The organism is Mycobacterium sp. 1274756.6 (assembly GCF_001668625.1).
Taxonomy (GTDB): Bacteria; Actinomycetota; Actinomycetes; order Mycobacteriales; family Mycobacteriaceae; genus Mycobacterium.
This window is the reverse complement of sequence record NZ_LZLJ01000093.1, coordinates 158,869-177,323: the sequence shown is the minus strand read 5'-3', so window position 1 is coordinate 177,323 and position 18,455 is coordinate 158,869. Positions and strand designations below refer to the sequence as shown.

At 71.4% G+C, this 18,455-nt stretch carries 17 protein-coding genes; 11 read left to right on the top strand and 6 right to left on the bottom strand.

The genetic code is table 11. The annotated features are described in order from the left end of the window. The 3 genes from A5643_RS15505 to A5643_RS15495 are packed head-to-tail and all read left to right on the top strand — an operon-like array spanning position 1 to position 2,715. On the top strand, positions 1-285 hold the full coding sequence (locus A5643_RS15505; protein WP_066858036.1) for a hypothetical protein: 285 nt from the start codon (positions 1-3) through the stop codon (positions 283-285). After that, positions 272-2,296 (top strand): thioredoxin domain-containing protein, encoded by a 2,025-nt coding sequence (locus tag A5643_RS15500; protein ID WP_066857458.1) that lies wholly within the window; start codon positions 272-274, stop codon positions 2,294-2,296. The genes A5643_RS15505 and A5643_RS15500 overlap by 14 nt, the downstream gene beginning before the upstream one ends. 26 nt (positions 2,297-2,322) lie before the next feature. After that, positions 2,323-2,715: a nuclear transport factor 2 family protein gene (locus tag A5643_RS15495; RefSeq protein ID WP_066857455.1), complete on the top strand. Its 393-nt coding sequence runs from the start codon at positions 2,323-2,325 to the stop codon at positions 2,713-2,715. 17 nt (positions 2,716-2,732) lie between these two features. On the opposite strand, the gene trhA is transcribed toward A5643_RS15495, so the two are convergent. Beyond that, positions 2,733-3,407 (bottom strand): PAQR family membrane homeostasis protein TrhA, encoded by a 675-nt coding sequence (gene trhA / locus A5643_RS15490; RefSeq protein WP_502686249.1) that lies wholly within the window; start codon positions 3,405-3,407, stop codon positions 2,733-2,735. 92 nt (positions 3,408-3,499) lie between these two features. On the opposite strand from trhA, the gene A5643_RS15485 reads away from it, so the two are divergent. Genes A5643_RS15485 through A5643_RS15475 form a run of 3 tightly spaced genes read left to right on the top strand, consistent with a single transcriptional unit; the run spans position 3,500 to position 6,640 of the window. Then, a complete protein-coding gene (locus A5643_RS15485) occupies positions 3,500-4,291 on the top strand; it encodes a (2Z,6E)-farnesyl diphosphate synthase (RefSeq protein WP_066857452.1) in 792 nt (263 codons plus the stop codon). Positions 4,292-4,337: 46 nt separating this feature from the next. Beyond that, complete coding sequence (locus A5643_RS15480; protein WP_231995614.1) at positions 4,338-5,738, top strand: hypothetical protein; 1,401 nt, start codon at positions 4,338-4,340, stop codon at positions 5,736-5,738. Positions 5,739-5,788: 50 nt separating this feature from the next. Next, positions 5,789-6,640: an alpha/beta fold hydrolase gene (locus tag A5643_RS15475; RefSeq protein WP_066857449.1), complete on the top strand. Its 852-nt coding sequence runs from the start codon at positions 5,789-5,791 to the stop codon at positions 6,638-6,640. Positions 6,641-6,651: 11 nt separating this feature from the next. Here the strand turns inward: A5643_RS15475 and coaA are convergent, their stop codons facing one another. Further along, positions 6,652-7,590, bottom strand: a complete 939-nt coding sequence (coaA, locus tag A5643_RS15470; RefSeq protein ID WP_066857446.1) for a type I pantothenate kinase — start codon at positions 7,588-7,590, stop codon at positions 6,652-6,654. A gap of 70 nt (positions 7,591-7,660) precedes the next feature. On the opposite strand from coaA, the gene A5643_RS15465 reads away from it, so the two are divergent. The 4 genes from A5643_RS15465 to phoH2 all read left to right on the top strand — a co-directional run bounded on the left by A5643_RS15465 (position 7,661) and on the right by phoH2 (position 12,669). Then, a complete protein-coding gene (locus A5643_RS15465) occupies positions 7,661-8,863 on the top strand; it encodes a DUF885 domain-containing protein (RefSeq protein WP_066857443.1) in 1,203 nt (400 codons plus the stop codon). A 95-nt stretch (positions 8,864-8,958) separates the two neighbouring features. After that, positions 8,959-10,245 carry a serine hydroxymethyltransferase gene (gene glyA / locus A5643_RS15460; RefSeq protein WP_066857440.1) on the top strand — a complete coding sequence of 429 codons (1,287 nt, stop codon included), beginning with the start codon at positions 8,959-8,961 and terminating at the stop codon, positions 10,243-10,245. A gap of 38 nt (positions 10,246-10,283) precedes the next feature. Continuing rightward, positions 10,284-11,108 carry an acyl-ACP desaturase gene (locus tag A5643_RS15455; protein ID WP_066857438.1) on the top strand — a complete coding sequence of 275 codons (825 nt, stop codon included), beginning with the start codon at positions 10,284-10,286 and terminating at the stop codon, positions 11,106-11,108. A 232-nt stretch (positions 11,109-11,340) separates the two neighbouring features. Next, entirely contained in the window at positions 11,341-12,669 is a 1,329-nt protein-coding gene (gene phoH2 / locus A5643_RS15450; protein WP_197497761.1) for an RNA 5'-3' helicase PhoH2, read from the top strand. Here the strand turns inward: phoH2 and A5643_RS15445 are convergent. The 3 genes from A5643_RS15445 to glpX all read right to left on the bottom strand — a co-directional run bounded on the left by A5643_RS15445 (position 12,656) and on the right by glpX (position 16,341). Beyond that, a complete protein-coding gene (locus tag A5643_RS15445; RefSeq protein WP_066857435.1) occupies positions 12,656-13,708 on the bottom strand; it encodes a hypothetical protein in 1,053 nt (350 codons plus the stop codon). The two genes, phoH2 and A5643_RS15445, sit on opposite strands and share 14 nt — an antisense overlap. Before the next feature lie 134 nt (positions 13,709-13,842). Further along, positions 13,843-15,249 carry a class II fumarate hydratase gene (locus A5643_RS15440; RefSeq protein ID WP_066857432.1) on the bottom strand — a complete coding sequence of 469 codons (1,407 nt, stop codon included), beginning with the start codon at positions 15,247-15,249 and terminating at the stop codon, positions 13,843-13,845. 30 nt (positions 15,250-15,279) lie between these two features. Further along, on the bottom strand, positions 15,280-16,341 hold the full coding sequence (gene glpX, locus A5643_RS15435) for a class II fructose-bisphosphatase (RefSeq protein WP_197497748.1): 1,062 nt from the start codon (positions 16,339-16,341) through the stop codon (positions 15,280-15,282). A 41-nt stretch (positions 16,342-16,382) separates the two neighbouring features. Here glpX and A5643_RS15430 point away from each other — a divergent pair, with 41 nt between their 5' ends. Continuing rightward, complete coding sequence (locus tag A5643_RS15430; protein ID WP_066857427.1) at positions 16,383-17,018, top strand: DUF4245 domain-containing protein; 636 nt, start codon at positions 16,383-16,385, stop codon at positions 17,016-17,018. A gap of 4 nt (positions 17,019-17,022) precedes the next feature. On the opposite strand, the gene A5643_RS15425 is transcribed toward A5643_RS15430, so the two are convergent. Continuing rightward, positions 17,023-18,180 (bottom strand): AI-2E family transporter, encoded by a 1,158-nt coding sequence (locus A5643_RS15425; RefSeq protein ID WP_082949017.1) that lies wholly within the window; start codon positions 18,178-18,180, stop codon positions 17,023-17,025. Between the last annotated feature and the right edge of the window lie 275 nt (positions 18,181-18,455).

The following is an 18,455-nucleotide window of genomic DNA, read 5'->3' as shown; positions in this document are numbered from 1 at the left end:
CTGCTGTGGACGCTGGCCCTGACCAGCGGGCTCTACGCCGACGGCGCCCCGCCCAACACCGGCCCGGAGTTCGGCAAGGCCAGCCCGTTCGGGCTGCTGGTGGTGGTGCTGCTGCTGATCGGCACCGTGCTGCTGATCCGGTCGATGAACCGGCACCTCAAGAAGCTGCCCGGCACCTTCGACCCGGACCACCCCGAACCCGACCAGGCCGCCGACGAAGGCACCCTGGAACACCCCCCGATCACCGACGAGGCACGCCGCGGGAAACCGCATGAGCAGACCTGACCGCGCCGGGAAAAACACCCTGGCCGCGGCGACCAGCCCGTATCTGCGCCAGCACGCCGACAACCCGGTGCACTGGCGGCAGTGGACGCCCGAGGCGCTGAGCGAGGCCGCCGACCGGGACGTGCCGATCCTGCTGTCGATCGGCTACGCCGCCTGCCACTGGTGTCACGTGATGGCCCACGAGTCGTTCGCCGACGCGACGATCGCCGCGGTCATGAACGATGACTTCGTCTGCATCAAGGTGGACCGTGAGGAGCGACCGGATCTCGACGCGGTCTACATGAGCGCCACGGTGGCGTTGACCGGGCACGGCGGCTGGCCGATGACCTGTTTCCTCACCCCGGACGGCCGCCCGTTCTACTGCGGCACCTACTACCCGCCCGCCGCGTTCGTCGAGTTGCTCGCCGCGGTCACCAACACCTGGCGCACCCGCCGCGACGAACTTGAGCAGGCCTCCGACCACATCGCCCACGAGCTGGCCGCGATGGCCGCCGGGGTGCCCGGCGGCGGCCCGGCGCTCGACGCCGCGTTGTGCGACGCGGCGGTGGCGGCGGTGCTCACCGACGAGGATCGGGTCCACGGCGGCTTCGGCAGCGCCTCCGATGGCCCCCATGCCCCCAAGTTCCCGCCGTCGGCGCTGCTGGAGGCGCTGCTGCGGCACCACGAACGCACCGGATCGGCCGGGGCGCTCGCCGCGGTGCAGCGGGCCGGCGCGGCGATGGCCCGCGGCGGCATCTACGACCAGCTGGCCGGCGGATTCGCCCGCTACAGCGTCGACAACGCCTGGGTGGTCCCGCATTTCGAGAAGATGCTCTACGACAACGCGCTGCTGCTGCGGGCCTACGCGCACTGGGCGCGGCGCACCGCCGACCCGCTGGCGCGCCGGGTCACCGCCCAGACCGCCGAGTTCCTGCGCACCGATCTGGGCACCGACGAGATGTTCGCCTCGTCGCTGGACGCCGACACCGCCGGGCGGGAGGGCGCCACCTACGTCTGGACCCCCGAGGAACTCCGCGCGGCGCTCGGCGACGACGACGGCCGCTGGGCGGAGCAGACCTTCGGGGTCACCGCGGCGGGCACGTTCGAAGCCGGCCGGTCGGTGCTGCGGCTGCCCGCCGACCCCGACGACCCCGAGCGGCTGGAGCGGGTGCGCGCCGCGCTGCTGACCGCCCGGCGCGCCCGGGCGCAGCCGCCCCGCGACGACAAGGTCGTCACCGCCTGGAACGGCCTGGCGATCACCGCGCTGGTCGAGGCCGCCGTCGCCCTCGACGAGCCGGGTCTGGCCGAGGCCGCCGCGCGCTGCGCGCACGCGATCACCGAGCGGCACCTGGTCGGCGGCCGGCTGCGCCGGTCCAGCCTGGGCGGAACGGTGGGGGAGAGCCCGGGCGGTCTCGACGACCACGCCGCGTTGGCGGTCGGGCTGCTCGCCCTCTACCAGCTCGACGGTCAGCCCGCCTGGCTGCAGACCGCCAGCGGCCTGCTCGACACCGCGCTGCGGCACTTCACCGACCCGGAGCGGGCCGGCCGCTGGTTCGACAGCGCCGATGACGCCGAAGAGATCCTCTACCGGCCGTCGGACCCGATGGACGGGGCCACCCCGTCGGGGGCGGCGACGATCGCCGAAGCGCTGCTGACCGCGGCGCACCTGGTCGACGCGGAGCGCGCCGGCCGCTACCGGCAGGCCGCCCTGGACACCCTGGCCGCCCACACGGTGCTGCTGGAGCGCGCGCCGCGCGGGGCCGGGCACTGGCTGGCGGTGGCCGAGGCGGCGGTGCGCGGCCCGCTGCAGATCGCGGTCGCCTGCGACCCGGGCCGGTCGCCGCTGCTGGCCGGTGCCCGCCGGCTGGCCCCCGGCGGCGCGGTGGTGGTCGGCGGCGCGGCCGGCTCCACCGAGTTGCTGGTCGGCCGCGACCGGGTCGGCGGGGCCGACGCCGCCTACGTCTGCCGGGGCACCGTCTGCGACCTGCCGGTCACCTCCGTGCGCGACCTCGCCGCGGCGCTCAGCGATTAGCGTCGCGGCGGTGTAACCTGCCGCGCATGGCCACCGCAGAAGCCGCCGCAGCACGCAGGCAACAGATCACCGACACCGTCAACCGCTACCTGGAACTGGTCGCCGCCGGCGACCCCGACGGGCTGGTCGCCCTCTACGCCGACGACGCCACCGTCGAGGACCCGGTCGGCGGGGACGTCCACATCGGCCCCGAGTCGATCCGGCGGTTCTACTCCGCGCTGCAGGCCGGGAAGGCCACCACCGAACTGGTCACCCTGCGGGTCGCCGGCAACGAAGCGGCCTTCCTGTTCCGGCTGACCATGCAGGCCGGGGAGAACCGGATCAGCATCGAACCGATCGACGTGATGGCGTTCACCGAGGACGGCAAGATCGCCGCGATGAAGGCCTACTGGTCGCCGGAGAACGTGGTCGCACTCTGAGGGCGGTTCGGTAGCGGTCAGTACAGCGCGGCGAACCAGATCGCGATGTACTGACAGATCGCGGCGACCGCGGTCAGCGCGTGGAAGAACTCGTGGTAGCCGAAGGTCGTCGGCCACGGGTCGGGCCACCGCGCCGCGTAGAGGATGGCCCCGATGCTGTAGAGGGCGCCACCGACGGCCAGCAGCACCATCGCCGCCACCCCGGCGTGGTGCATGATCACCGCGATGAAGAACGCCGCCACCCAGCCCAGCAGCAGGTACAGCGGCACCCCGACCCACTTGGGCGCGGTCGGCCAGCACACCTTGAGCAGCACCCCGGCCAGCGCGCCGCCCCAGACGACGGTCAACACCAGCCGGCCCTGCGGGGGCGTCATCGCCAGCACCGCGAACGGGGTGTAGGTGCCGGCGATGAACACGAAGATCATCGCGTGATCGACCCGTTTCATGCGCATCCGGGCGGCCACCGACGACCAGGTGATGCGGTGGTAGGTGGCGCTCACCGCGAACATCCCCACCACCGACACGGTGTAGACGAACGTCGACAGGCCGGCCATCAGCCCGGCCAGCGGCCAGGTGACCGCGATCAACGTCGTGCCCGCGATCACCGCCACCACCGCGGAGACCAGGTGGATCCAGCCGCGGGCGCGCGGCCGGGCAGCCACCGGCGGCGGTGCGAAGTCGAGTTGCGGCACGGGGTGGGGGCCGGTGTCGATGCTCACTCTTGCCTTCCCTCCTGCGGGATCACCGGTGGACGCTGCCGACCTTCACAGTAGTCTCGGTTTTCGTGGCGATCATTCCGCAGCGTCTCAAAGAGCCGGTTTACCGGCTCTACGAGCTGCGTCTGCGCCAGGGGCTGGCCGCGAACCGCTCGGAGTTGCCCCGCCACATCGCGGTGCTGTGCGACGGGAACCGGCGCTGGGCGCGCGACGCCGGCTACCACGACGTCAGCTACGGCTACCGGATGGGCGCCGCCAAGATCGCCGAGATGCTGCGCTGGTGCCAGGAGACCGGCATCGAGATGGCCACCGTCTACCTGCTGTCCACCGAGAACCTGCAGCGCGACGCCGACGAACTCGGTGCGCTCATCGAGATCATCACCGAGGTCGTCGAGGAGATCTGCGCGCCGGAGAACCGCTGGAGCGTGCGCACGGTCGGTGACCTGGAACTGCTCGGCGCCGACGCCTCCCGCCGGCTGCGCGACGCGGTGGATTCCACCCGCGACAAAAACGGCGGGTTCCACGTCAACGTCGCCGTCGCCTACGGCGGCCGCCGCGAGATCGTCGACGCGGTGCGCGCCCTGCTCGGCAAGGAACTGGCCGAGGGCCGCAGCGGCGAGCAACTCATCGAGGCGGTGACCGCCGAAGCCATCTCGGAGAACCTGTACACCTCTGGGCAACCCGATCCGGATCTGGTCATCCGCACCTCGGGGGAGCAGCGGCTCTCCGGGTTCCTGCTGTGGCAGAGCGCCTACTCCGAGATGTGGTTCACCGAGGCGTACTGGCCGGAGTTCCGCCGGGTCGATTTCCTGCGGGCGCTGCGCGACTACAGCGCCCGGCACCGCCGCTACGGCCGCTGAGCGTTCTCGCCGGTCCGGCGGACCGTGCCGTGCCAAACTGGAAAACGTGGCTGCACTGTCGGCGGTGGTGTTCGCGCTGAGCTGGTGGCTGGGCCTGTATCTGCTGGCGCGCAATCCGCGCAAACCGGTGCTGGTGTGGGCGGCGATCGGGTTGTGCGGGTTCGCCACCGTGGTGGCCGTCGACGCGGTCCGGCTGGTCGGGCACGTCGGGATGCTCAACCGCGTCGAGATCTACCTGGTCGCGGTGCCCGCCACGGCCTGGTTCGCGGTGCTGTTGGAGCTGGCCCGAACCGACGACCGCTGGCTGAGCCGGACCCGGGCGGCGGTGCTGACCGCCGCGGTGGCCGGCGCGCTGCTGGTGGCGGCGACGCTGGCCGGCGGGGTCGGCGGTCCGCTGCGCGGCGGCCACTGGCTGATGTTCGCGGTCATCTCGCTGTCGACGCTGGCGGCCATGGGCCACGCGCTGGTGCGGCCCGCCCAACCCGGCTCGGTGGTCGGGGTGGTCGTGGTGGCCACCCTGTTCTTCGCCCTGGCCAACGCGATCCTGATCATCCCGCTGGGGCTGATCCCCAGCGGGGTGGCGTTGGCGTCGACGGGGTTCGACGTGCTGCTGCTCGGGGTGGCGGTGGCGCTGTGGGACGCCTTCGACGAAGGTCAGGCGCTGCGCGCCGACATGCTGCGCTCGTTTTTGGGCGCGGTCGCGGTGGCCGCGGTCTTCGGTGTCCAGGTGCTGGTCGCGATGGCGGTGACCGAGGCCGGGGCGGCCACGCTGACCATCCTGGAATTCACCACCTTGGCGGTGGCGATCACCCTGCAGGTGTTCGCCGGCCCGCTGTCGGGTCTGCTGGACCGGGTGGCGTTCTGGAACGCCCCGGGGCTGCGGGCCGATCGCGCCGCCCTGCGCGACACCGAATCGGCGTTGCCGCTGCGCGCCGGCGGCCCCCTCGACGACCTCGACGACGCCACCTTCGCCCGGCTGACCCGGCGCGCGCTGAGCCACTACGGCGACCTGCCCAAACTCATCGCCAGCCCGCTGACCGCGCTGCCCGCCATCGACGAGCGGTTGGCCGACCGCGGCACCGCGGACCAGCCGCTGGCCCGCGCGGTCGAGCTCAAAGCGCTGCTGGCCGAGCACATCGGCCGGCTCAAGCCCCGCGGCGGCGGCGACTTCGGCACCACCGAGGAGTGGCGGCACTACAACGCGCTGTACTTCCCCTACGTCGCCGGGGTGCGGGCCTACGCCCAGAACGCCACCGCCGCCGGACTCGACCCCACCGCCCGGCAGGCCTGGCAGTGGCTGGTCACCGAGGTGCCCCAACGCTCCCTGCACAACTGGCAGAACGCGGCGGCGCGGCTGATCGCCGCCGAATTGCGCACCGGCGCGTCGGCGCCCGGCGATCTGGCAGTAGGTGGCAGTGCGACGTCTGCACCTGGCAGCCGCCGCTGAGCAGCATCAATGGTGTCGATCACGCCGGCAGACACCGTTGAGGAGCAACCATGCCGAACCCACCCGACCCGCAGCCCGCCGACCGTGCGATCGAGCTGAGCATCGGCACGATCCGCTACCGCGACGAGGGCACCGGCCCGCCGCTCGTGTTCGTCCACGGCGTCTTCGTCGACGGCGGACTCTGGCAGCCGGTCACCGACCGGCTGCGCGACCGATTCCGCTGCCTGACCCCGGACTGGCCGCTGGGGGCGCACACGGCGCCGACCCGGCCGGGCGCCGATCTGCACCCGCGGGCGGTGGCCAAAGCGATCGGGGAGTTTTTGGCCGCACTCGACCTGCGGGAGGTCACCCTGGTCGGCAACGACACCGGCGGCGCGCTGGTCCAGTTGCTGCTGGCCGACGGGTGCGACCGGGTTTCCCGGGTGGTGCTGACCCCGTGTGACTCCTTCGACAACTTCCTGCCGCCGTCGATCCGGGTGCTGCAGGTCGCGCCGCGCGTGCCCGGACTGCTGGCGCTCGGCGGGGTGCTGCTGCGGGCCCGCTGGGTGCAGCGGCTGGTCTACCGGACGCTGGCGAAGGGACCGGCCCCGGACCGGGCCCTGGCCGGCTGGATGCGCCCGTTCAGCACCGACCCGGCGGTGCGCGCCGACGTCGGCCGGTTCCTGCGCGGCATCGACAACGCCGACACACTCGCCGCGGCTGAACGGCTGGCCGGGCTGCGCGCGCCGGTGTTGCTGCTGTGGCCGCGCAACGCGCCGTTCTTCCCGTTCCGGCACGCCGAGCGCTGGGCGACGATGCTGCCCGACGCGAAGCTGGTCGAGGTGCCCGACAGCCGCACCTTCGTCTGCCGGGACCAGCCGGCGTTCACCGCCGATGAGATCGCCGCGTTCGCGGGGCCCTGACCGGGGGCGGCCTACAGCTTGCGCAGGCGCAGCCGGTTGATGGAGTGGTCGGCGTCCTTGCGCAGCACCAGGGTGGCGCGCGGCCGGGTGGGCAGGATGTTCTCGATCAGGTTGGGCCGGTTGATCGAGCGCCAGATGTCCTTGGCCGCGGCGATGGCGCGGGTGTCGTCGAGACCGGAGTAGTGGTGGAAGTGCGACGCCGGGTTGGCGAACGCGGTGGAGCGCATCGCCAGGAACCGGGAGACGTACCAGTGCTCGATGTCCTCGATGCGGGCGTCGACGTACAGCGAGAAGTCGAACAGGTCCGACACCATCAGCGTCGGGCCGGTCTGCAGAACGTTGAGGCCCTCCAGGATCAGGATGTCGGGGTGGCGGACCACCTGCTTCTCGCCGGGGATCACGTCGTAGTGCAGATGGGAGTACACCGGCGCGCAGGCGTAGTCCGAGCCGGATTTCACCGCCGTGACGAACCGCATCAGGGCGCGGCGGTTGTAGCTCTCCGGGAACCCCTTGCGGTGCATCAGGTTGCGCCGCTCCAGCTCGGCGTTGGGGTACAGGAAGCCGTCGGTGGTGACCAGGTCCACCCGCGGATGGCGATCCCAGCGGGCCAGCAGCGCCTGCAGCAACCGGGCGGTGGTCGACTTGCCGACCGCCACACTGCCGGCGACCCCGATGATGAACGGCACCGGCCGGTCGGGGTTCTTCGGCGGCTCGCCGAGGAACTCGGCGGTCGCGGCGAACAGTCCCTGCCGGGCCGCGACCTGCAGATGCAGCAGACGGGCCAGCGGCAGGTAGACCTCCTCGACCTCGCGGAGGTTGACCTGCTCACCCAGACCCCGCAGGCTCAGCACTTCTTCCTCGGTGAGCGGCAACGGGGTCGACATGCGCAGGGCACGCCACTCTTTCCGATTGAACTCCACGTAGGGGCTCGGCTCGCTCAGCCGCGGCATAAGGCCAGTCTCTCAGCCCGCCTCGGCCCGGGAGCGGGTGGGGCGAGTTTCGCCGCTAGCGTGGACGGCCATGGAGCCCGCCGCACTGATCCGCGAATACCTGCTGCTGGGGCTGCGCTTCGATCGCATCGAGCCCGGCTACGTCGACGCGTTCACCGGCGACCCGGCGTTGCGCACCGCGGTGGCCGACGAGCCGGCCCCCGACCCGGCCGCCCTGGCCCGCCGGGCCAAGGAGCTGTCGGCGGCGCTGCCCGGCGGCCTCGACGCCGACCGCGCCGCCTACCTGCGTGCCCACCTGACGGCGCTGGCCTGCGCCGCCCGCAAGTTCGCCGGCGAACCGGTCGGCTTCGTCGAGGAGGTGCGCGCCTACTTCGACGTCGAGATCGCCAAGGCCGACCCCGACACCTACCGGCAGGCGCACCGCCGGCTCGACGACGCCCTGGGCGGCACCGGGCCGCTGGCCGACCGGATGGCCGAACACCGGCGCGGCGAGGAGATCCCGCCGGCCCGGCTCGAGGCGGCCATCCACGCGTTCTCCTCGGCGCTGCGCGACCGGGTGCGCGCCGACTACCCGCTGCCCGAGACCGAGACGATCACCTACGAGGTGGTCACCGACAAACCCTGGTCGGGGTTCAACTACTACCTGGGCGACTACCGCTCCACCGTGGCGGTCAACGCCGACCTGAAACAACTGATGTCCAACCTGCCGCGGCTGGTGGCCCACGAGTCCTACCCGGGCCACCACACCGAGCACTGCCGCAAGGAAGCCGGGCTGGTCGCCCGGCTCGGGCAGGCCGAGCAGACCATCTTTCTGGTCAACACCCCGCAGTGCCTGATGGCCGAGGGGCTGGCCGACCTGGCCCTGCACGCCGCGGTCGGTCCCGGCTGGGGGCCGTGGGCCGCCGAGATCTACGCCGACCTGGGGCTGCGCTTCGACGGTGAGCGGGCCGAGGCGATCGCCGAGGCCGCATCGGCGCTGGGCAGCGTGCGGCAGGACGCGGCGCTGATGCTGCACGACGAGCACCGCGACGTCGACGAGGTCGCCGGCTACCTGCGGCGCTGGCTGCTCGTCGACGACACCCGGGCCCGGCAGATGTTGCGCTTCCTGTCCTCCCCGCTGTGGCGGGCCTACACCTCCACCTACGTGGAGGGTTACCGGCTGCTGCGCGGCTGGCTGGACGCACGGCCGGCCGGGGTGAGCCTGGCCGAACGGTTCACCCGGCTGCTGGACGAACCGCTGATCCCGTCGGCGCTGCGCGAGCAGACCCGCTGATCGGGCGCGGGTAGCTCGATGATCGGTGCCCCGCCGCCCGTGACAGACTGGACGACGTGACTGCTGCATCCCATGCTTCTTCCGACACCTCCGTGATGTCGGCCTCGCTGGCCGAGGTCGATCCCGACATCGCCGACCTGCTCGGCAAGGAACTCGGGCGGCAACGCGACACCCTGGAGATGATCGCCTCGGAGAACTTCGTGCCGCGGGCGGTGCTGCAGGCCCAGGGCAGCGTGCTGACCAACAAGTACGCCGAGGGGCTGCCCGGCCGGCGCTACTACGGCGGCTGCGAGTACGTCGACGTGGTGGAGAACATCGCCCGCGACCGCGCCAAGGAGCTGTTCGGCGCCGAGTTCGCCAACGTCCAGCCGCACGCCGGCGCGCAGGCCAACGCCGCGGTGCTGCACGCGCTGATGAGCCCCGGTGAGAAGCTGCTGGGCCTGGACCTGGCCAACGGCGGGCACCTGACCCACGGCATGCGGCTGAACTTCTCCGGCAAGCTCTACGAGACCGCCTTCTACGGGGTGGACCCGACCACCCACCTCGTCGACATGGACGCGGTGCGCGCCCAGGCCCGCGAGTTCCGGCCCAAGGTGCTCATCGCCGGCTGGTCGGCCTATCCCCGCATCCTCGACTTCGAGGCGTTCCGCTCCATCGCCGACGAGGTCGACGCCACCCTGTGGGTGGACATGGCGCACTTCGCCGGGCTGGTGGCCGCCGGGCTGCACCCCTCGCCGGTGCCGCACGCCCAGCTGGTGTCGACCACCGTGCACAAGACCCTCGGCGGCCCGCGGTCCGGGCTGATCCTGGGCAAGAAGGAGTTCGCCAAGACGGTCAACTCGGCGGTCTTCCCCGGCCAGCAGGGCGGCCCGCTGATGCACGCCATCGCCGCCAAGGCCGTCGCCCTGAAGATCGCCGGCACGCCGGCGTTCGCCGAACGCCAGCAGCGCACCCTGACCGGGGCGCGCATCATCGCCGAGCGGCTGCTGGCCGACGACGTCGCCAAGGCGGGGGTGTCGGTGGTCAGCGGCGGCACCGACGTGCACCTGGTGCTGGTGGATCTGCGCGACTCGCCGCTGGACGGCCAGATGGCCGAAGACCTGCTGCATCAGGTCGGCATCACCGTCAACCGCAACGCGGTGCCCAACGACCCGCGCCCGCCGATGGTCACCTCCGGGCTGCGGATCGGCACCCCGGCGCTGGCCACCCGCGGGTTCGCCGAGACCGAGTTCCGTGAGGTCGCCGACGTCATCGCCACCGCGCTGGCGGCCGGCCAGGATGCGGACGTGGACGCGCTGCGCGCCCGGGTTACCAAGCTGGCCAGGGACTTCCCGCTCTACGAGGGGCTGGAGGACTGGCCGCTGGTGGGCCGACACGCCTGAATTTCACATTTGACGTAAACCTTGGTTACAGTTACCTCATGGCACAGAAACCTGTCGCTAGCGCATTGACGCTCGAGCTCGACCCGCTGGTGGGCGAGAACTACGACCGGCACCTCGACACCGAGGACACCTGGTACGCCCACGATTACGTGCCGTTCGAGCAGGGCGAGAACTTCGCGTTCCTGGGGGGCCGCGACTGGGACCCGTCGCAGGCCTCGTTGCCGCGGACGGTCACCGACGCGTGCGAGATCCTGCTGATCATGAAGGACAGCCTGGCCAGCTACCACCGCGAGCTGGTGGAGCACTTCATCCTCGAGGAGAACTGGGGCACCTGGATCGGCCGGTGGACCGCCGAGGAGCACCTGCACGCCATCGCGCTGCGCGAGTACCTGGTGGTGACCCGCGAGATCGACCCGACGGCCAACGAGAACGTCCGCGTCGAGCACGTGATGAAGGGCTACCGGGCGGAGCGGCTCAGCCAGATCGAGACCCTGGTGTTCATGTCGTTCTTCGAACGCTCCCACGCCGTGTTCTGCCGCAACCTGCGCGCCCAGATCGAGGAGCCGGTGCTCAACGGGCTCGTCGACCGGATCGCCAAGGACGAGGAGCGCCACGAGGAGTTCTTCGCCAACCTGGTGGCGCACTGCCTGACCACCCACCGCGACGAGACGATCGCGGCCATCGCCTCGCAGGCCGGCGCGCTGGAGGTCATCGGCGCCGACATCGACGCCTACCAGGACAAGGTGGCCAAGATGGCCGAGGCCGGCATCTTCGGCCCCGAGCAACTGCGCCAGGTGATCTCGGAGCGGATCGCCGCCTGGGGCGTCGCCGACGACCCCGCACTGGCCCAGTTCGTTTCCTGACCCGCGCCGCCGCGGCGCGCCAGCGCGCGCCTGCGCTGCGGCGACGCGGTTGCGGGGGTAGCGTCGCAGTCGATGGCTAGCGACCTGCTCTGCTATCCGGGCGACACCTACCAACCAGGGACCGGCCCCGGTCCTGGTGCCGCGCCCCGCGTCGACACGCTCGCGGGGGGTCGCGCGAGCCATCCCCCTGGAGCGCTTCGTGACTGATTCGCGGTCGGTTTCCCAGAGCACCATTCGCACCTACGTCATCGACACCTCGGTGCTGCTCTCCGATCCGTGGGCGTGTACCCGTTTCGCCGAACACGAGGTCATCGTGCCGCTGGTGGTGATCAGCGAATTGGAAGCCAAACGTCACCACCACGAACTGGGCTGGTTCGCCCGCCAAGCCCTGCGGCTCTTCGACGATCTGCGGCTGCAGCACGGCCGGCTCGACCAGCCCATCCCGATCGGGACCGAGGGCGGCACGCTGCACGTCGAACTCAACCACAGCGACCCGGCGGTGCTGCCGGCCGGATTCCGCACGGACAGCAACGATTCGCGCATCCTGACCTGCGCGGCCAACCTCGCCGCCGAGGGGCGGCGGGTCACCCTGGTCAGCAAGGACATTCCGCTGCGGGTGAAGGCGTCGGCGGTGGGGCTGGCGGCCGATGAATACCACGCGCAGGACGTCATCACCTCCGGCTGGACCGGGATGACCGAACTCGAGGCCGCCCCCGAGGACATCGACGCCCTGTTCGCCGACGGGCAGACCGATCTGGCCGAGGCCCGGGATCTGCCCTGCCACACCGGGGTTCGGCTACTCGGCGGCGGCTCGCACGCCCTGGGTCGGGTCAACGCCGACAAGCAGGTGCAGCTGGTGCGCGGCGACCGGGAGGTGTTCGGGCTGCGGGGCCGCTCCGCGGAGCAGCGCGTGGCGCTGGACCTGCTGCTCGACGAATCGGTGGGGATCGTCTCCCTGGGCGGCAAGGCCGGCACCGGCAAGTCGGCGCTGGCGCTGTGCGCCGGGCTGGAGGCGGTGCTGGAACGACGCACCCAGCGCAAGGTGGTGGTGTTCCGCCCGCTCTACGCCGTCGGCGGCCAGGAACTGGGGTATCTGCCCGGCAGCGAGAACGACAAGATGGGGCCGTGGGCGCAGGCCGTCTTCGACACCCTGGAAGGGCTGGCCAGCCCGGCGGTGCTGGAGGAGGTGCTCTCCCGCGGCATGCTGGAAGTGTTGCCGCTGACCCACATCCGGGGGCGATCACTGCACGACTCGTTCGTCATCGTCGACGAGGCCCAGTCCCTGGAACGCAACGTGCTGCTCACCGTGCTGTCCCGGCTCGGGGCCGGCTCGCGGGTGGTGCTGACCCACGACGTCGCCCAGCGGGACAACCTGCGGGTCGGCCGCCACGACGGGGTCGCCGCGGTGATCGAGAAGCTCAAGGGCCATCCGCTGTTCGCGCACATCACCCTGGTGCGCAGCGAGCGGTCACCGATCGCGGCGCTGGTCACCGAGATGCTCGAGGAGATCTGCGTCGACCCGGCGCTGAACGCCCCGCACGGACGGTTCAGCGGCCGCTGACCTTCAGCGCGTCGATGATCTTCTGCACCTGGTCCTGACTCTCGGTGTCACCGATCGGCGTGGTGGCCAGGAAGAAGGTCACCGGGTCGGTCTTCACCGTGATCACCACGACGTGGTCACCGGACACGCCGCGGGTGGTGTCGCCGATGGTCACCTCGGCCTCCACCCGCTCGGCGTCGACCCCGTCGACCTTGATCGCCGACTTCTTGGGGGTGCCGAGGGTCGGTGAAAGGCCCTGGAAGCCGGGGCCTTCGGAGACACAGGTCAGCAGCTTCGACGCCTGGTCGGCCGGGCTCATGCTCGGCACGAAGTTGGTGACGCCGACCATCGCCTCCATCATCCAGTCCTGCGCGTCGGCGACCTCGCGGATCACCCCGATCACGTCGATGGCGTTGGGCAGGCTGCCGTCGGCGGCCGGGGCCCACCCGGGCGCCGCGCTGAGCGGGAAGCCCAGATCCCCGGCCTGGGCCACCGACCCGGTCAGGGTGCCGGCGGAGACGTTGCCGGTGCACTCGGTGGCGGTCTGCTCACCGCTGGCCGACGCCGAGGTCGACGGGCTCGTCGACGGTGTGCTGGTCGCGGTCGACGGTGTCAGCGGCGGCTGGGAGACCGGGGAGGAGGTGGTCAGTGAGGAGGTGGCGGTGCTGGTGCTGCCGTCGTCGCCGCGGACGGCGAAGACCACCGCCGCCACCAGGATCCCGACGACCAGGACCGCGGCGATGGCCCCGATCACCCACGGGGTGCGGGACTTGCGCGGCGGTGGACCCGCGGGACCCGACGGCCCGGTCGGATACGGGCTGCCCGGCGGGTAGCCGGGATACTGGCCGGGCGGGGGATAGGGCGGGTAGCCACCCGGCGGCGGGTACTGACCGCCCGGCGGCGGGGTCTGGTAGTACTGCGTCTCGGCGTACGGGTCGGCCGGCGGCTGCTGCCCGGGCGGCTGGTTGCCCCAGGCGGGATCGGGACCGTAGGGATTCTGGCCGTAGGGGTGCTGGCCGTAGGGATCCTGGCCGTACGGGCCGCCGGGAGGAGCCGTCATCTCGGTACCGCTTTCACTGTCATCGTCCGGGGCAGCTGCGCCCCGGACGTTCGTCGGGGTTCACGTTAGCGCGACGACACCGCGGTTCCGTGCGCTCGCACCGCCGGGAACCTCGGCGCGCGCCGACGGCGCGATCAGTCGTCTTTGACCTTGGCCATCGCCAGCACGTCGAGCCGGCGATCCAGTTCCTCCTCGGAGAGCTTCTCGCCGATCAGGCCGCGGTCGATGACCGTCTGGCGGATGGTCTTGCGCTCCTTGAGCGCCTCCTTGGCCACCGCGGCGGCCTCCTCGTAGCCGATCGCGGAGTTCAGCGGCGTCACGATCGACGGGCTGGACTCGGCCTGCTCGCGCATGTGCTCCTCGTTGGCGACCAGCCCGACGATGCAGCGCTGGGCGAACAGCCGGGAGACGTTGGCCAGCAGCGTGAACGATTCCAGCACGTTGCGGGCCATCATCGGGATGTAGACGTTGAGCTCGAACGCCCCGTTCGCCCCGCCCCAGGCGACCGCGGCGTCGTTGCCGACCACCTGCGCCGCCACCTGGGTGACCGCCTCCGGCAGCACCGGGTTGACCTTGCCCGGCATGATCGAACTGCCCGGCTGCAGGTCCGGCAGCTGCACCTCGGCGAGCCCGGTCAGCGGACCCGACCCCATCCAGCGCACGTCGTTGGCGATCTTGGTCAGCGACACCGCGATCGTGCGCAGCGCGCCGGACGCCTCGACGAGGCCGTCGCGGGCGGCCTGCGCCTCGAACGAGTTCGCGGCGGTGCGCAGCTCACTGAGCCCGGTCTCGGCGACCAGCACCTCGACCACCTTCGGGCCGAATCCGTCCGGGGCGTTGAGGCCGGTGCCCACGGCGGTGCCGCCGATCGCCAGCTCACCCAGCCGAGGCAGGCAGGCCCGCACCCGCTCCACCCCGGCCTCGATCTGGCGGGCGTAGCCGGAGAACTCCTGCCCCAGGGTGACCGGGACCGCGTCCATCAGGTGGGTGCGGCCGGATTTGACCACGGTGCGCCACTGCTGGGCCTTCTCGGCCAACGCGGTGTGCAACTCCTGCAGCGCCGGGATGAGGTCACGCACCGCCGCCTCGGTGGCTGCGATGTGCGTCGAGGTGGGGAAGGTGTCGTTGGACGACTGCGACATGTTGACGTCGTCGTTGGGGTGCACCGTGACCCCGTTGGCCGCGGCGATCGAGGCGATCACCTCGTTGGTGTTCATGTTCGAGCTGGTGCCCGAACCGGTCTGGAACACGTCGATGGGGAACTGGTCGTCGTGCCTGCCCTCGGCGATCTCGGCGGCCGCGGCGATGATCGCGTCGGCCTTCTCGCCGGCCAGCAGGCCCAGGTCCTTGTTGACCTGCGCGCACGCGCCCTTCAGCAGTCCGAGCGCGCGGATCTGGGTGCGCTCCAGCGGCCGGTGGGAGATCGGGAAGTTCTCCACCGCGCGCTGGGTCTGGGCGCGCCACAACGCGTTGGCGGGCACCCGGACCTCGCCCATGGTGTCGTGTTCGATGCGGTACTCGGTGTCGGCGGCGTCGGCCATCGGTGCGGAACCTCGCTTGGTCGGTGGGATCTAGGGCAGGGGATAGGCGGCTTTGGCGTCGCCGCTGAAGTCGACCGCCGAATACTCGGTGAGCTTCGACAGCCGGTGATAGGCCTCGATCATCCGCACGGTGCCGGACTTCGAGCGCATCACGATGGACTGGGTGGTGCAGCCGCCCGGGTAGTAGCGCACCCCGTTGAGCAGGTCGCCGTCGGTGACGCCGGTGGCGCAGAAGAACACGTTGTCGCCGGAGACCAGGTCCTCGGTGGTCAGCACCCGGTCCAGGTCGTAGCCGGCGTCGAGCGCCTTCTGCCGCTCGGCGTCGTCGGTGGGGGCCAGCTGGGCCTGGATCGCCCCGCCCATGCAGCGGATCGCCGCGGCGGCGATGATGCCCTCGGGGGTGCCGCCGATCCCGGCGAGCAGGTCGGTGCCCGACTCCGGGCGGCACGCCGAGATCGCCCCGGCCACGTCCCCGTCGGAGATCAGCCGGATCCGCGCGCCGGTGGCGCGGACGTCGTCGATCAGCTGGGCGTGGCGGGGCCGGTCGAGGATGCACACGGTCATGTCGCGCACCGACAGGCCCTTGACCTTGGCCACCGCGGCGATGTTCGTGCTGATCGGGGCGGTGATGTCCAGGACGTCGGCGGCGTCGGGGCCGACGGCGATCTTGTTCATGTAGAACACCGCCGACGGGTCGAACATCGCGCCCCGCTCGGAGACCGCCAGCACCGAGATGGCGTTGGGCATGCCCTTGCTCATCAGCGTGGTGCCGTCGATCGGGTCGACCGCGAAGTCGCAGTCCGGACCGTCGCCGTTGCCGACCTCCTCGCCGTTGTAGAGCATCGGGGCGTGGTCCTTCTCGCCTTCCCCGATGACCACGATGCCGCGCATCGACACCGAGTTGACCAGCTCGCGCATCGCGTCGACGGCCGCACCGTCGCCGCCCTCCTTGTCGCCGCGGCCGACCCAGCGTCCGGCGGCCATGGCCCCGGCCTCGGTGACCCGGACCAGCTCCATCGCCAGGTTGCGGTCCGGGGGCTCCGGGCGGGACGGGCGCGCCGCGGCGCCGGGGGTAGCAGTGGCGTCAGTCATGGGCTGATTGTCCCAGAAGGGGCGGCTGGGATACTGGTCGGGTGAGTACCGAGCCGCAGCCGACGCCCAAGCCCGAGAAGCCGCGCGTGCTGCAGGACGGCCGGGACATGTTCTGGTCGCTGGCGCCGCTGGTGGTGGCCTGCATCGTGCTGGCCGGGCTGGTCGGGATGTGTTCGTTCTCCCCGGGCGGGGTGCGCACCGGCCCGGCGCCCGATTACGACGCCAGCGCGGCGCTGCACGCCGACGCCGAAACCCTCGGGTTCCCGGTGCGGCTGCCCGCGGTGCCCGAGGACTGGCACTCCAACTCCGGCAGCCGCGGCGACATCGAGGGCGGCCGCACCGACCCGACCACCGGGCAGGCCACCCGCGCGGTGCTCTCCACCGTCGGCTACCTCACCCCCACCGGCCGGTACCTGGCGCTGACCCAGAGCAACGCCGACGAGGAGAAACTCGTCGGGTCGATCCGTTCGTCGCTGCACCCCACCGGCACCGTCGAGGTCGACGGCGTCCGCTGGGTGGTCTACCGCGACAGCGAGCCCGAACCGGCCTGGACCACCCGGCTCACCGGGCCCGGCGGTGCCGCCCAGGTCGCGATCACCGGGGCGGGCAGCGAGGAGGAGTTCCGCACCTTCGCCGCGGCCACCCAGTCGCAGGAGCCGCTGCCGGCCCGCCGGTAGCGACTCAGTTGCGCACCAACCGGTCGCGCAGCCGTTTCAGCCAGGACGGGCCCGCCGAGTCATCGTCGTCGGAGTCGTCCTCGTCGTCCTCGCCGGCATCGAGCTCGACGCCCTTGTAAACAGCCAGGTAGACGTTGATCGTGGTGACGATCACGATCATCAGCACCGGGCCGATCACGATGCCCCAGAAGCCGAACATGGTGATCCCGGCGAACACCGCCAGCAGCATCAGCGCCGGATTGAGCCGGGCGTCGCGGGGCACCAGGATGGGCCGGAGCACATTGTCGATGTTGGTCACCACCACCAGGTGGAACAGGAACACGAACGCCCCGCCGATGATGTTGCCGAAGAACATCATCCCGATCCCGAACGGCATGGTCACGATGCCGCCGCCGAGCGGGATGATCGACAGCGCGGTCAGCAGGATCGCGAAGATGAAGAACCCGCGGTGGAAACCACCGATGTAAATCGAGGCGGCGCCGGCCACCCCCTGACACAGCGCGATGACGAACTGCCCGCTGACGGTGCCGCGCACCATCGAACCCATCTTGCCCAGGTACAGGTCGGTGACGTCCTCGCCCAGCGGGTTGAGCTGACGGATCAGGGTCTGGATCTTGTCGCGGTGGATCAGCAGGGCCAGGAAGACGTAGAGGAAGATGATCGCCGAGGTCACCGCCCCGGCGAGGCCGCCGACGGCGCCCTGCGCCTGGCCCAGCAGCCACTGCCCGCCCTCCTGCCCGACCCGGACCATGCCGCTGCGCAGCATCTCCGGGGTCACCGTCACGTCGACGTAGGGCACCCGGTCGAGGGTGTCGTTGACGACGGTGAGCGCCTTTTCGCCCAACTTGTCCGGGCTGGTGTCGCCGACCCACTCGGTGATCTGGTCGACCATGCGCGAGACCTGCAGGACCGCGAGCACCAGGCAGCCGCCGATCGGGATGAACACGATGCCCAGCGCGGCCAGCAGGGTGGCGGTGGCCGACAGCCCGGTCGACAGCCGCCGTTTGAGCCGATTGAACAGCGGGGTGAACAGGTAGGCGCCGACCGCGGCCACCACGATCAGCACGAAATAGCTGCGCAGGAAGTAGGCGCCGAACGCCAGCGCGACCACGGTCGCGACCGCCACGGAGCGGCGCTGGGTCAGGGTGAAGTCGCGCATCATGGCCGCTTTCGGTGCGCTGCGGTTATCGGCAGCCCGATCGTCGCGGTCGGACATGTCCAGCTCCTCCCGTGTTGATCCATCTTTGCCTGCCGGGCCGGTCAGTGGCCGGGGTTCCCGACGAATCCGTTGTCAACCGCTGCTCGGCGGAGGACGCTATTGGGCAGGGAGGGGCCGTGATCGCCACCGGGATGCCGGGTCGCCGACGTATCGGCGCCGAGCCCTCGCGCGCCCGGGCGGACCGATGACAGCCGGGTCCACCGAGTTCGCGTGTCGCG

Coding starts and splice junctions, on each gene's coding strand:
- A5643_RS15500 (WP_066857458.1), top strand. CDS start 272: ATGAGCAGACCTGACCGCGCCGGGAAAAACACCCTGGCCGCGGCGACC.
- A5643_RS15495 (WP_066857455.1), top strand. CDS start 2,323: ATGGCCACCGCAGAAGCCGCCGCAGCACGCAGGCAACAGATCACCGAC.
- A5643_RS15475 (WP_066857449.1), top strand. CDS start 5,789: ATGCCGAACCCACCCGACCCGCAGCCCGCCGACCGTGCGATCGAGCTG.
- coaA (WP_066857446.1), bottom strand. CDS start 7,590: ATGCCGCGGCTGAGCGAGCCGAGCCCCTACGTGGAGTTCAATCGGAAA.
- A5643_RS15465 (WP_066857443.1), top strand. CDS start 7,661: ATGGAGCCCGCCGCACTGATCCGCGAATACCTGCTGCTGGGGCTGCGC.
- glyA (WP_066857440.1), top strand. CDS start 8,959: ATGTCGGCCTCGCTGGCCGAGGTCGATCCCGACATCGCCGACCTGCTC.
- A5643_RS15455 (WP_066857438.1), top strand. CDS start 10,284: ATGGCACAGAAACCTGTCGCTAGCGCATTGACGCTCGAGCTCGACCCG.
- A5643_RS15445 (WP_066857435.1), bottom strand. CDS start 13,708: ATGACGGCTCCTCCCGGCGGCCCGTACGGCCAGGATCCCTACGGCCAG.
- A5643_RS15440 (WP_066857432.1), bottom strand. CDS start 15,249: ATGGCCGACGCCGCCGACACCGAGTACCGCATCGAACACGACACCATG.
- glpX (WP_197497748.1), bottom strand. CDS start 16,341: ATGACTGACGCCACTGCTACCCCCGGCGCCGCGGCGCGCCCGTCCCGC.
- A5643_RS15425 (WP_082949017.1), bottom strand. CDS start 18,180: ATGATGCGCGACTTCACCCTGACCCAGCGCCGCTCCGTGGCGGTCGCG.